At 35.8% G+C, this 14202-nt stretch carries 14 protein-coding genes and 1 pseudogene; all 15 read left to right on the top strand.

Going from position 1 to position 14202, the window contains the following annotated elements; translation table 11 throughout:
- Nucleotides 1–10 precede the first annotated feature (10 nt).
- A complete protein-coding gene (locus ERL59_RS17805) occupies nt 11–1726 on the top strand; it encodes a terminase large subunit (protein WP_160647595.1) in 1716 nt (571 codons plus the stop codon).
- A gap of 16 nt (nt 1727–1742) precedes the next feature.
- Complete coding sequence (locus ERL59_RS17800; protein WP_160647594.1) at nt 1743–2969, top strand: phage portal protein; 1227 nt, start codon at nt 1743–1745, stop codon at nt 2967–2969.
- The gene (locus ERL59_RS17795; RefSeq protein ID WP_328699977.1) at nt 2938–3675 is read left to right on the top strand and encodes a head maturation protease, ClpP-related; all 738 of its coding nucleotides are present in this window, start codon (nt 2938–2940) and stop codon (nt 3673–3675) included. Before ERL59_RS17800 ends, ERL59_RS17795 begins: the two co-directional genes overlap by 32 nt.
- 2 nt (nt 3676–3677) lie before the next feature.
- Entirely contained in the window at nt 3678–4832 is a 1155-nt protein-coding gene (locus ERL59_RS17790; RefSeq protein WP_160647592.1) for a phage major capsid protein, read from the top strand.
- A gap of 76 nt (nt 4833–4908) precedes the next feature.
- The gene (locus ERL59_RS17785; protein ID WP_160647591.1) at nt 4909–5184 is read left to right on the top strand and encodes a hypothetical protein; all 276 of its coding nucleotides are present in this window, start codon (nt 4909–4911) and stop codon (nt 5182–5184) included.
- An 11-nt stretch (nt 5185–5195) separates the two neighbouring features.
- Complete coding sequence (locus tag ERL59_RS17780) at nt 5196–5732, top strand: head-tail connector protein (RefSeq protein ID WP_160647590.1); 537 nt, start codon at nt 5196–5198, stop codon at nt 5730–5732.
- Nucleotides 5729–6040, top strand: coding sequence for a hypothetical protein (locus ERL59_RS17775; protein ID WP_160647589.1), 312 nt, complete (start codon nt 5729–5731; stop codon nt 6038–6040). The genes ERL59_RS17780 and ERL59_RS17775 overlap by 4 nt, the downstream gene beginning before the upstream one ends.
- Entirely contained in the window at nt 6040–6441 is a 402-nt protein-coding gene (locus tag ERL59_RS17770; protein WP_160647588.1) for an HK97 gp10 family phage protein, read from the top strand. The genes ERL59_RS17775 and ERL59_RS17770 overlap by 1 nt, the downstream gene beginning before the upstream one ends.
- Nucleotides 6442–6816: a minor capsid protein gene (locus ERL59_RS17765; protein ID WP_160647587.1), complete on the top strand. Its 375-nt coding sequence runs from the start codon at nt 6442–6444 to the stop codon at nt 6814–6816. It begins immediately after the preceding gene.
- A 10-nt stretch (nt 6817–6826) separates the two neighbouring features.
- Complete coding sequence (locus tag ERL59_RS17760; RefSeq protein ID WP_160647586.1) at nt 6827–7339, top strand: hypothetical protein; 513 nt, start codon at nt 6827–6829, stop codon at nt 7337–7339.
- 49 nt (nt 7340–7388) lie between these two features.
- Nucleotides 7389–7775 (top strand): hypothetical protein, encoded by a 387-nt coding sequence (locus ERL59_RS17755; protein ID WP_160647585.1) that lies wholly within the window; start codon nt 7389–7391, stop codon nt 7773–7775.
- Nucleotides 7776–7804: 29 nt separating this feature from the next.
- Nucleotides 7805–8068, top strand: coding sequence for a hypothetical protein (locus ERL59_RS17750; RefSeq protein WP_160647584.1), 264 nt, complete (start codon nt 7805–7807; stop codon nt 8066–8068).
- Nucleotides 8069–11785, top strand: a complete 3717-nt coding sequence (locus ERL59_RS17745; protein ID WP_160647583.1) for a hypothetical protein — start codon at nt 8069–8071, stop codon at nt 11783–11785. It begins immediately after the preceding gene.
- Nucleotides 11785–12603 carry a phage tail domain-containing protein gene (locus ERL59_RS17740; RefSeq protein ID WP_160647582.1) on the top strand — a complete coding sequence of 273 codons (819 nt, stop codon included), beginning with the start codon at nt 11785–11787 and terminating at the stop codon, nt 12601–12603. The genes ERL59_RS17745 and ERL59_RS17740 overlap by 1 nt, the downstream gene beginning before the upstream one ends.
- A 15-nt stretch (nt 12604–12618) precedes the next feature.
- Nucleotides 12619–14202: pseudogene (locus ERL59_RS17735) on the top strand (hypothetical protein); the annotation flags it as partial.

The raw sequence follows: 14202 nt of genomic DNA, 5'->3' as shown, positions 1-14202 counted from the left end.
GGATTCGAAGATTTCTAATACTGGGACTCTCAATGTGCTCATAAAACCTGCTCAATCGCTTCTAACTACTTGGTACGCAGAACAGGTAGTGAAAGGTAAAATCATAGCTTGTAAAGAAGTTATTTTAGCTTGTAAAAGGCACTTAAATGATCTAAAAAGACAAGGAAATGATGATTTTCCATACATTTTTATAGAAAAAACAGGACTTAGACCCATACGTTTTATTGAAAGTTTCTGCAAACCATCTAAAGGTGATTTTAAGCAGTTAATACTTCAACCTTGGCAACACTTCGCTCTAGGTTCCATATATGGATGGGTTCATAAGGGTACAGGACTAAGAAGATTTAGAGAATGTATCATATTTGTAGGTAGAAAGAATGGAAAAACGACAATGATCTCAGGAACTGCAAACTATGGTTGTAGTAAAGACAATGAGAAAGGTGCCGATGTTGTTTTATTAGCAAATTCTATGAAACAAGCGAGATTATTGTTTGATGAATCTAAGAAAATGATTAAATCTTCACCTCAGTTAAAGAAAAGGTTCAGGACATTAAGGGATGCTATTCATTATGATAATACATTTTCTAAAATTGAACCACAAGCAACGGATAGTGATAAGTTGGATGGGCTAAATACTCACCTTGGTATTTTTGATGAAATCCATGAATATAAGGACTACAAATTAATCAATGTCATTAAAAACTCTAGAGGAAGTAGGAAACAACCTTTATTAATCTATATTACCACTGCAGGCTATCAATTAGATGGTCCATTAGTAGATTATTATGAACAAGGTGTCGATGTATTGAATGGTCTTATAGAAGATGAACGAACCTTTTATTATCTTGCTAGTTTAGATGATGAAAGGGAGTTTGAAAAACCTGAAATGTGGATCAAGGCAAATCCTAATCTCGGTATATCGATTCATTTACAAGATATGATAGAGGATTGGAAAAAAGCAAAACGGATTCCTGCAGAAAAGAATGACTTTATAACAAAGCGTTTTAATATATTCGTAAAATCAGATGAACAGTCCTATTTAGATTATCAGGTCATTCAACGAAATAATAAAGTTATGGACATTGAAACTTTAAAGGGGGTGCCATGTATTGGAGGCTTTGATCTTTCAGAATCAGAAGATTTCACAAGTGCCTGTCTTGAATTTCCTCTTGATTCAGCTGATGTTTTTGCTTTATCTCATTCCTGGGTACCTAAAAAAAAGGTATTAGCAAATAATGAAAAGATTGATTACTTGGGGTTAGCAGAACAAGGACTTTTGACAATCGTTGATGAGGAATACATCAAATTGGAACTTGTATATGAATGGTTTGTAAGACAATCTGAGATCTACTCAATCCAAAAAATTATGTATGATCCCGCCAAAGCTTTTAGAATCATTAAGGACCTAGAGAATTTCGGTTTTAAAACTGTGGTTGTTAGACAAGGAGCTTTGACTTTAACCCCTGTTCTAAGAGATTTAGAGGCTATGTTTATTGATGGAAAAGTGATATTTAATCAAAATAAGCTATTCAGATGGTACATTAATAACGTGAAGTTAAAAAAAAATGAAAATGGAAGTTGGTTACCTAAAAAACAAGGTCGCTACCGTAAAATAGACGGTTTTGCGGCTTTTTTAAATGCTCATTTTGAGGTGATGAAAATGTTGGTTGCACCTAAAGGTGATGGAAAAATAAATGTGGTATCTATAAAGGACCTAATGGATTAAGAAAGGTGGTGAAGAATTGCATTGGTTTAAAAGATTCAAAAGCGCTATTTCAGGTGCAGTTGCAGGATGGAAAGGTCAAGGTTTTGATTTTTCAAGTTGGTTTGGCCGCATTTTTTGGGGTGCAGATAATTCAAAACTTGCAACAAATGAAACTATTTTTAGCGTTGTTTCAAGATTATCAAATAGTATGGCTTTCTTACCATTAAAACTACATCAAAATTATGACACAGTAATGAACTCAGCGTCTGATGTCCTTATTAACTCTCCTAATTCATTTATGAGTTCGTTTGAGTTGATTAGGAATTTAGAAACTATGCGGAATGAAACTGGAAATGCTTATGCAATGATTGAACGAGATATTCGAGGGCAAGTTACACGTATGACTCCCTTAATTTCAACTTATGTCGAACCTGTTTTTGATAGAGACAGTGGAGAGTTATGGTATAAGGTGATAGGGGACAATGGAACCTTTTACTTTCATAACTTAAGTATCATACATGTTAAGCACATTGTTGGTTCTGGAAGTTTAAAAGGAATCAATCCGATTAAGGTCCTGACTAATACAAGTGAATATGACAAAGCAGTTCGTGAGTTCAGTCTTAATGAAATGCAAAGTGCAGCCAACTCTTTTATTTTAAAATACGATCAAAATGTGGATCAAGAAAAGCGTGATAGAGTTATTGAAGATTTCAAACGGTTTTATAAACACAATGGAGGTATTTTGTTTCAAGAACCAGGTGTTGAGATCAGTGAGATTCAAAGAAAGTATATTCCAGCAGATACATTTACATCGGAACGTATCACACGTTCACGAGTGGCGAATGTTTATAATGTGCCAGTCACTTTTTTGAATGATACTGAAGGTCAAAGTTATTCAAGTAGTGAGCAGTTAATGCGCGTGTTTGTTCAACTTACATTAATGCCCATTGTTCGCCAGTATGAACAAGAATTTAACCGTAAATTACTCAATGAACATGAAAGACGTAATGGATATTATTTTAAATTTAATGTCGGAGCATTATTACGTGGGGATACTGCTGCAAGAACTGCACTTTATCATAATGGATTAAGAGATGGCTGGTTAAGTAGGGATGAGGTTAGAAGGTGGGAGGACTTACCTCCACGTGGTGGTAAAGCAGATGAACTTTGGGTTAGTGGGGATATGTATCCATTAGAAATGGATCCAAAAGAACGAAAGGGGGTGAGTGAGGGTGGAAAAGTTTTGGAAAGTAAAAGCGATTGATTACAACACAGGAGAAATGCAAATCTATGGAGAAATTTCATCTTATCAGGATGATACGGATACGACAGCACAAAGTTTTAAAGAAGACCTAGATCGTTTAGGGGGTATAAAAACGTTAAATCTGTATATGAATTCACCTGGTGGATCCGTTTATCAAGGGAATGCCATTTATAACATTTTAAAAAGACATAAAGCAAAAATAAATGTTCATATTGATGGAATAGCAGCGAGTATCTCAAGTGTCATCGCAATGGCAGGGGATACTATTTTTATGCCCGTAAATGCCATGATGATGGTTCATAATCCTTGGACGTTTATCATGGGAAATGCTGATCAATTAAGTAAAGAAGCTGAGGCTTTAGACAAAACAAGAGAAAGTATGATTGTCTCTTATCTCTCTAAAACAGGAAAGAAATTAGATCGGGATACTTTAATAAGTATGCTAGATAATGAGACTTGGTTATCGGCTAAAGAGTGTTATGACTATGGGTTATGTGATGTAGTAGAGGAAGAAAAGACCTTAGTAGCAAGTGTAAACACAGAATTCTTTGCAAAATACAAAAATACACCTAAAAAACTATTAGAAATTGCAAATCAATCATATCAAATGGGTATTTCAGAGGAAGAAAAGCAGGTAAGAGAACAGATCAAGAAGGAGTCAGAAGTAAGTATACAAAAATTAAATTTAATCCTTGGAGGGATATAAACATGACTTTATATGAATTAAAAGAAAGTTTAGCCACAGTTGGAAGTGAATTAAAAAAGATCGAGTCAGACATCTCTGCAAAAGCAGCAAATCCTACAATACCTATAGAAGAGATTCAGAGCTTAAAAAGCAAAAAAAAGGATGTAAAAGAGCGGTTTGATTTATTAAAAGAGCAGCATGATGAGCTAGAAACAGAGCAAAAAGCAAAATTAAAAGCTAAAATGAATGCTAATTCTTCAAAAATGAATCCTGATTTATCTAGTCATGATCCTAAATCACGTATTGTAGCTGCTAAAGCAGAATTAATTAGGTCAACGATCCGTAATCGTACGATCTCAGATGAAACAAAGGCTGCTCTTGGGGATAATAACGCAACTGGAGGGGAAAAGCTGTTACCTAAAACGGTAACGAATGAATTGTTGCATGAGCCATTTGTAAAAAATCCATTACGAAAACTTTCCGATTACACAGGAATATCAAATCTGGAAATTCCTAAAATCACATTCACAATTGATGATGATGATTTTATTAACGATGAAGAAACAGCAAAAGAAATTAAAGCTGACGGCGATTCAATTGCATTTGGTAGACATAAGTTCAAAGTAAAAGTCCCTGTTTCTGAAACTATTTTGGCAGGAACAGATACAAACTTAGTACAAACTGTAGATCGTGCTTTACAAAGTGGTTTAGCTGCTAAAGAAAAGAAAGTAGCTTTTGCAGTAACCCCAAAAGCTGGTGAAGAAAAAATGTCTTTTTACAATGTTTCTATTACAGAAATATCTGGTGAAACTAAATACAAGTCTATTAAAGCTGCCATTGCAGATCTTCATGAAGATTTCAGAGAAAATACTTCGATTACGATGCGTTATTCTGATTACCTTGATATTATAGAAACTCTTGCTAACGGAAATACAACGCTCTATAATGCGCCTCCTGAACAAGTGTTAGGTAAACCAGTAGAGTTTTGTGATTCTGCAGTTGATCCTATTATTGGGGATTTTAAGTATTCTCATTTCAATTATGATCCTAGCTTTATATATGATCGTGATAAAGATGTAAATAAAGGGATTGAATTATTTGTACTGACTGCTTATTTTGACCATAAAATTAAGCTTAAATCTGCTTTCCGTATCGCAAAAGTAGTTCCTGAAGTTTAATTAAATAATATGTTAATCAATAAAGGTGAGAATGAATAATTTCTCACCTTTTCATTGAACAAAGGAGGGGAGCAAGATGATTAAAAGTAAAGTAATTAAAGATTTTAGAGATAAATACTCAACAAGTATTTATAAAAAAGGTGACATGTTTACTTCAGACAAAAAAGAAAGAATCGAGGAACTTCAGAAATTAGGATACCTCAGTAAAGAAGAAAAATTAACTGAAAAAGAACAATTTGAAGGTCCTAAACATGTTGGAGGCGGTAATTATGAGTTGCCTAATGGTGAAAAAGTGAAAGGGAAGGAAAAGGCATTTGCTAGATTAAAGGAATTAACCAAAAAAAATGATTGAGGTGAGGGCAAGTGTTAGCAAGTGTTGAACGCCTCAAAAAAATACTGATGATTCCTAATAGTGACGTAAGTCAAGATGAAGAATTATCTATTCTGTTAACTACTGCATCAGAAATTATTGAAAAACGTTGTGGAAGGAAATTTGAAATACAAGAGTATATTGAAAAACATAGTGGAACGGACTGGGATCATTTATTTACAAAAAATTATCCTATTACTAATGTAGATTACGTGAAAATGACCGAAGAAGAGGTAAATGATTATGAAATCATGCCCGAGGAAGGGATATTGTTTCGGGATTCTTGTTGGGAACGAGGCCAGAGAAATATAGAAATTAAGTATACTGCCGGTTATGAAGATAATATCCCAAAATCATTAGAACAAGCTTGTTTGTTTCTAGCCAAAGTCATTTACACAGAAGAGTGGGGAAAGGCTTCTGAACGGATTGGAAATCAATATTCAGTCACTTTTATTCAAGGCGAGTCAAATGATTTACCTCCTGTAGTGTTGGCTTTAATTGGTCCATATATAGGGAGGGCGGTTAGATGAGACGTATATTTAATCAGAAATGCACTGTAAAAAGTTCAAATACACCTGATAAATGGGGGAATCCACTAGAAATTAACCCGATAACTTATAGCTGCAGAATAGAAGAAGAAAAAAAAGTAATCACAAACGATCATGGCGAGGAAGTCACATCCATAGCAGAGATACTTTTTTATGGTCCAGTAGATATCCAATCTCATGATGAAATTCTATGGACAGATTGCAATGGAAACAAACAAGAAAGTACTCCTGAAAAGATTAGTCCGATAAAAAGCAGTACAAAAGTGCGAATGACAGTGGTGTACGTGTAATGGATTTTCAACTAGATACCTCACAGTTGTTACGAGGTTTGAATTTAGCAGAGAAAAACATAAGAGAAAGAGCCATAGATGGGATGCAAAAGGCAGCAGATGATCTATTGAAAGAATCCCAAAAACTAGCACCTAAAAAATCTGGTAACTTACGGATGTCAGCAAAGGTTAAGGTTTTTGTGCGAGGGAATACAGTCACCGCAGAAGTTATTTATACAGCTACAACAACCACAAAGTCAGGATGGAAATATAACTATGCTTTGAAACTTCATGAAATGGGGAAATTTAAAAATCCATCTACACCAGGAACAACACCGAAATTTTTATCACGTCCATTAAAAGCAAAATATGCAAAATATATGAGTGATGTGGCAAATGAGATTAGAAGGGAGACATCATAAATGTTTTCAATAGAATCCCTTGCTGAATATCTTGAAAATGAGGTCATCTATAACTACTTTGTTAATGATTTCCCTATCAACTCTCCTGATCAAACCGCATATTTACGTTTTGATGGGGGATATGCATCCAGTGAATGGACAAGCCTTAAACGTCCATCATTTCAAGTGATTATAAGAGGAGGGAAGAATGAGGGCAAAGAAACAGAACAAAAAGCAAATGAAATATTTCAGTTCTTTCACCAACGTAAAGAATTTGAGATAGAAGGGTATCGAATTGTGATTTGCCTAGCGGATCAGTCGGTACCATTTTTTATTGGTAAAGATGAGAATGATAGACCGTTATATTCGGTTAATTTTTCATTAACAATGATTTAGGAGGGATAATATGCCAACAGATAAAGACACCATCCATTTAGGAGCGTGTAAGGTTACATTCGATATAAATGGCACACCATTAGTACTAGATTCAACTAAAGGTGGGGTTAAATTTATGTATGAGGAAACAACAAAGGAATTGAATCGGGATCAAACAGGTGATACACCAGTGGATGAGGTTGTAATTGGAAGAAAAGTATCCTTAGAAGTACCAATGACTAGAAAAGATTTGGAAGCCTTAGCCTTAGTTTTACCTGGTTCTGAAAAAGTGGGTACTGCTAGGGTAGATGTATATGCAAATAAGGTCATTAGTTTGTTAGATTATGCTAAAACAGTGACAGTCGAACCATTAGCAGAGAATACAACCGATGATGATATGATCACAATTTATAATGCAGCACCTAGAGCAAAATTGAATTACACCTATGATTACAACAATGAGTTAGTTACAGATGTAACATTCAAAGGATATCCAGATGCAGACGGTAAGTTAGTAGGTTTTGGTGATCCAACAGCAGTTTAATAACAAGGTGGGGAGGAATCCCCATCTTTTTTAATGGGGAGGAAGTTAAATGATATTTAAAAAAGACACAGTGAAAATTGGAAATAAAAACGTTGAGATACCTAAACTAACAATTTCGAAGTGGAAGTTGATGTTTGATAATATTCAATCATTACCGCAAATCATTTTAAATATCTTGGCAGTCAAAGGTACAAAAGATTTTTCTTCTACTTTGATAGTGGGCGCAGAAATGGCTATTGATGAAGCAGTTGAAATGGTTGCAGTAATCGCAGGTTTAGATGCTAAGTACATCGAAGAAAATGCAGATATGAATGAACTAACTACATTTATTTATAAAACCATAAAAAAGAATGATCTACAGGAAAGTGTAAAAAACTTCCGAGCCGTCCTAGACAGTATGAAACAGGGAGTCAAGGACGGCAACAAAGACGAGTAACTTTAGATGAATGGCTGATCTTTTCAGCGTTGAAGTTAAATATAACTCAAAAGCAATTAGAACAAGAATATTACATGATCGATTTACCTTTTATACTATTGCAGCTAGAAAAACAGGGTGCAATAAAGACTTTAAAACAAATCCAACTAAATTCTGTTCCTTATATGGAAAAACAGAATGCAGAACGATTTATACAAAGTTTGAAAGAGACAGCAGATATTGGAGAAGTCCTAGAACAAGAATTTGATAGGTCTGCTTTTGATAGATTTAAGCAAAAGTTTGGGGGTGGATAGATGGCAACAGACGTTGGAGCGATAAAAGCAAAACTAGAACTAGATGCACAAAATTTTAAAACGGGTATAGAAAAATCTAAGACAGAAATGAAAACCATGTCCGAGGAAGTGAAGAAGTCTAGGCGAGACTTTCAACAACTTTCTAAATCGCTTATGGATGTTGGTTTAGGTGGCAGAGAAGTTCGTAAAATCCAAACAGAATTAAGAGCAACAAACCCTCAAATTTTAGAGAAACAACTAAAACTTGTTGAAACACAACTCCGAAGAGTAGGGGCAGACAGCAAGCAAATAGAAAAAGTAAAACGTGAGATCATGGACACTCAGAAAGAGACTAAGACAGCAGAAGGAAGATTCAGAGGATTAGAAACGGCTCTTACAGCTATTGGGACTGGATATGCATTACAAGGGATGATAAGGGTTATAAAATCTCTTGCTGATGAAGCAGCACAACTAGCGATTAGTTACGAGGGGTTAATTGAAGTGAGTAAGGCTCTAAACCATGATACAGATACCGTTACAAAGGCAATGGATGATTTAGTGGCTAGAGGGTTTATGAGTGTACAAGAAGCATCGGATGCACTTAAAACAGCCCTTGCAACAGGCTATACATTAGAAGAATCTATTAATTTAATTAACGCTTTATCTGATGCAGCAGCTTACAATCGTGAGAGTCATTTTGAATGGGGTGAAGCAGTAGTACAAGCTATCCGAGGGATTAAAAGTGGAAATAGTACGCTAACAGATGCAGTAGGGATCACAACAAATTTATCTGTTATGTATGATAGGTACGCTAAAACGATTGGGAAGTCTGCTGCCACTTTGACGGATGCAGAAAAAGCACAGGCAGCCTATAACGGTATGTTAGAGGATGGAAAACTATTTGCTGGCAATGCAGATAAAGCTATGCAGGGGTACGCTGGCACACAAGCTACATTTAATCAAACATTAGCAATGGCAAGAGCAGAACTAGGCGAGGCTTACTTACCTGTTTTACAAGACATCATGGAAACGTTAAAACCATTAATTAAAGGGTTCGCAGAGTGGGCGAGTGAAAATAAAGCGACTATAGCAGGATTGACAGCAGGAATTGTAACCGTAACCTCATTAACAGCAGCATTAACAGGTTTGGTAACTGTAGTGGCAATATTAAGAGCAGCTTTTGTTTCTTTAAACATAGCAATGGGCCCCATAGGGTGGACAATTGCTGCTATATCATTCCTTGGAATTACAGCAGGAACATTAGCTTATAAGTCTGCAACTGATGAAGCTAGTGAATCTGTATGGAAGTTTTCTCAAAACCAAGAAGAGTTAAATGAAAAATTAAGTCAGTCACCTTTAAAACGATCAGCACAGGACGTTAAAAATCTGAAGGATGATGTTGAAAAAATAAATGATTTATTAGAAAGAAGAAAAGAAATACAGGTTGAACTTGAAGAAACAAGAAAACAACCTGAAAGTTCTGGAAGAAGTAGATTAGGTGAAACTAGTTTTGAGGACATTGCTAGAATAGGGAGATTAAATAACGAGTTACAGGAACTTGATGAAACGTTATCTACAGTAGGAATCAATACACCTGATGATGCACCAAAAGTATTAGAAGATTTAAACCGTGAAGTTAATGATTCCATTCCTGGACTACTGGAACTAAAAAACGAAGAATTAAAAGTAGGAGCAGCGACCTCAAAACATATTGATGAAGTGGAGTCATTAGTTAATAAATATGAAGAATTAATCGATAAGGAAAACTTAACAACGTCTCAAAAGCAAGAGTTACGTGATGTTGTCCAAAAGTTAAAAAATGAATATCCGAGTTTAATTGAAGATTTAGATGAAGAAGGTAAGTATCATATTATCAATAAGGATGCTATTGAGGAACTAATTACCTCAGAAAAGAACCTGTTTGATACTAAGACAGCAGGTATGAGATTAGAACTTGAACAGATGCGAAAAAGCACTGAAGAAAAGCTAAAACTAATTAAGAAACAAATCGAAGCTAATCAACTACTTATACAATCAGATCCATTTACAGCAGGGATTAAAGGGTTAAATTTAGCAACTGGCGCGCAAAAAGCATGGGGTGAACGGAGACAAAAGGAATTACAAGATCAAAAGAATGCAACAATGGCAGCATTAAATGATATAGATCAGTCTATTGCTTCTATTAAGTCAGGAGACTATTTAAAGTTGCCCGATCAAGAAGTAAACATAAATACGAACACAACGACCTCTGAAAAGACAGCAGCAGAAATCGCTAGTGACTTAAGATCCAAAAACTTTCAAACCGCACTCTCTACAATCCAGTACGTTGCTGAAATGTATAGCCAAACCGAAGAACAACAGGTAGAAGCGCTAGAGAAGTTGAAGGTTAACCATGCGAAATACCTTAGTAAAAACGTTGAAGATGAACGTATGATTAACTTAGAAATCAAGCGCTTAAAAGGTGAAATGTATGCTGATAGTTTCCAAAATTCTATTGATTGGATTGAACGTGAAAGATACTTTAAACGACTATCTCTTGAAGATGAACGAACAGTTTGGCAACGTGTACAAGATAGATACTTGGAAGGCACAGAGGAACGTGAGCAAGCTGAGAGAGAATTCTTTAGAGTTGAACAAGAATTGAATGACCAACGAATTCAAGAAGTCGAGGAAGTGGAAAGAGCAAGGGTTAAAGCGATTGAAGATTCAACAGATTCTGTTTTATGGAATATTCGAAAACAAGAACAAGCTGAACTAGATGCTATTGATCGTAAAAGAGACAAAATTAATGATTATTATGATTTAGTACTCGATGAAATGAACGAGGAAGAGTACGAATACCAACGAAAAAAGCTTGTTGAAGAAATAGAGAAATACGAACAATCCACATCTAAAGAAGGACTTGAAAAACTTGCTAATCTTAAAGAACAGCTTAGAAAACTAGATTTAGACGAGGAGAAGCGACTACTTAGAAACAAGCGTGACGAGGAGCTCCATGCACTTGAAGATAAAAGAAGAGATGTCGAAAAACAATATGATGATTTAGAGGAGGCTTTTTTACGTTATGTAGACGATCTTAAAAATGGTGAAGCTGATTTGCAGGATAGTAGACTAGACTTTTATGCAGATGGTAATAAAGATATCTTAGATGATCTTGAAGATTTTGTTGATGATTACAATAAAATGATTAACGAATTAAAGGATGTTCCTAGTGCTTCATCATCTTCTAGTAGAGGAGGCTCGTCATCTGGAAGGAATTCATCTAGTAACTCAAATGATTCTGTTATAGATCAAATGAAAGATAACTCCGAAGCTTGGCATCATGCTAGTGATAGTGAAAAGAAACGTCTAGCAAAAGAAAATGAAAAACTAGGTAAATCACAGGGTTGGGATCGTGGTAATGATGGCGCTTGGTATGATAATAACGGAGATCGAGTCTATCATACTGGTGGTATTGCGGATATGATGAACTTTAGAATCGAGGATCAATTAATGCCTGATGAATTAGTCGCTATCCTTCAAAGAGGAGAGGTCATATTACAACCAAGTCAAATTAAACATTTAGTTGAAACGGTGGGTTCAAACAAACAAGTCGGAGGGCAGACGATAAACAATTTTAATGCACCTTTAGTTGCACACGAAGGTGACGTAAGACTTGAAGATCAAGCAGATGTTCAATCATACTTTAACGAGCAACAAATTGCAGCACAAAGACTACGAGCAGGGGGTGATCGGTAATGGATCTAAGGGGTGGGGGTAATATTGGCGGTACATCATTTGAATCATTAGGATTGTTACTCACAAAAGCAGATATACCCTTGTTACCTACCACAAGACAAATAGAAGAAGAAATACCAGGTTATGACGGAATACTCGATTTAGGGACTGAATTTGGAGCGAGAATGATTGAGCTGACTTTCAACATGATGGAAAGTGATGAAGTTACATTTCAATCAAAATTGTCAGCCATAGCAAGTATGTTTAATCCAAGAAAAGGGATTCAACCCCTTGTATTAAATCGTTCCAGTGGAAAACAATATTTTGTAAAGTTCAATGGAACAATCCCAATTGAGAGAGTAGCACAATTTGGAACATTTACGGTACCCCTTAAAGCTTTTGATCCATTTGCTTATTCAGTTACGGATACCTCAGAACCATTACAGTTTGGACAAGGATACACTTTTGGTCAAGGCTTGAGAGCAGGAAGTCCATATTCGTTTTCGATTACAAATGAGGTTACAAACTTCAATGTCTATCATGCAGGGAATATGGAAGTAAAACCATTGATTCGCATATCGGGTAAAGGATCAAACATTGTGATGACCAATGACACTACACAGGAAGGGTTTAGTTTGCTAGATTTATCATTAAATAGTGACGATGTACTGGAAATGGATTGCGCTACATCTCGCATACTTCTAAATGGATCGAATGCTTTATACGCCTTCACAGGAATGTTTCCTAAATTGGCAGAAGGCGACAATGCTTTTGAATTCACAGCATCCACCCCGAATATGACAATAGATTTTGTATTCAAGCACAGATATTTGTATTAGAAAGGAGATGAACACATGGGAAGATTTATAGAGCTAGGATTTGATATGGATTTAACCTTTCCTGAGAAATTAAATGAAAACTTTGATAAGACCGATGAAGATTTAGCCGAACAATCACAGAGGATGATCGAAATTGAACAAGCTAGTATAGATCGAGATAATGAGCATAAGAACAGCACTACAGCTCATGATGCTGAACATATCACTTACTCAGGTACGGTGGAAGGAACAAACGTAAAACAAGCTATTGAACACGTCAATGATCGAGTTGGGAACGTACTCACTTCACAAATCACAGGGAAAGATAATGAGGTTATCGATGCTCGTCTGGGGGCTGATGGACTCTCTAGAGAAACAGCAGGGGATTTAATCCGAGAGGTTCATGAGCAGCAGCTACAATCTGACCGTCAAGAAGTCGCTTTAAATACTGGATTGAACCTTGTGGAGACAGATAGAGCAACACCGATGGTTCCAAATATAAAAGGCAGGACATTGGTGAATTGGGGTTGTAATTATGGAGATTTTGAAAAGGATACAAGTGGGGATGGTATCCCCGATGGGTTAAGTACCTTCAATCTACAAGAAGGCGCTGTAAAAAACACGGATGAAGAAAGTGTTGATGGTGGGAAATCATTGCAAATTGATTCTAATGTTGACGATCCATACACTTCGAGAGGTGTTAAGTTACAGCTAGGTAATTCTATTAACGATAAGTATATTTTGGCTTTAACAATGTTGAAATGTTCTGGTGAGAGTGCTGTCGGTAGATTTACTGTATATGACCAAACAGCAGTTAAAACTTTAAATGCATATATAACTGAAAGTAAAGAATGGGAAACAGCCTATGTTACAGTGTTAGTCCCGGAAACCGAAAATCTTGATATTATCCATTATAACTACTCTGATGTAGGAGCAGTCAATTCAGTCTATTTTGATAAAACAAGAGTCTATGAAATCACAGCGGAAGAATACGCAAAAATAGACGTAGACCCCGAATGGACAGGGGATAAACTAGCAGAGAAGTTCCCATATATAGAAGGGGTAAAACATCTGACGAATCCTGTGATTACAAAGGTAGGGAAGAATCTATTACCACCATTTACAGAGTGGAACTTACATGAGGACGCTGCTGTGATTACACCCAATGAATTGGAGTTAAATGCAATAGGAAATTGGAAATCAAGTTATGTTGATGTTCCTGTTATGCCGAATCAGGAGTACACTTTTTCTTACACAGTCGAACAAATTGACGACATAGCTTACGTGTATTTTACTCCTTATAAAACAGACGGTACGATAATAACACCGAATACAACAATATTAACCGGTGAAGATACAATAAAAACTTTTGCAATTCCATCAGGTGTGAACTTAATTCGCTTTTGGTTAGGTAATTCAAACAATCCGTCAAAAATCATATTTAAAAACCCTATGTTAGCAATAGGGGATTCAGTCCAACCGTTCGAACAACAAAACAATGACTATATATACATTGAAACAAAACTAGCATCAAACTTGGATGGAACGGTATCAGACGAGTTTTACTATCGTGATGATAAACCGTATGTACTGAAAAAATGGGAAAAGGACCTTGTGTTG

The sequence above is a fragment of the Chengkuizengella marina genome, assembly GCF_009910845.1.
In the GTDB taxonomy this organism is placed as follows: domain Bacteria; phylum Bacillota; class Bacilli; order Paenibacillales; family KCTC-33759; genus Chengkuizengella; species Chengkuizengella marina.
The sequence above is the reverse complement of the archived record's forward strand: the minus strand, read 5'-3'. Positions and strand labels throughout refer to the sequence as shown.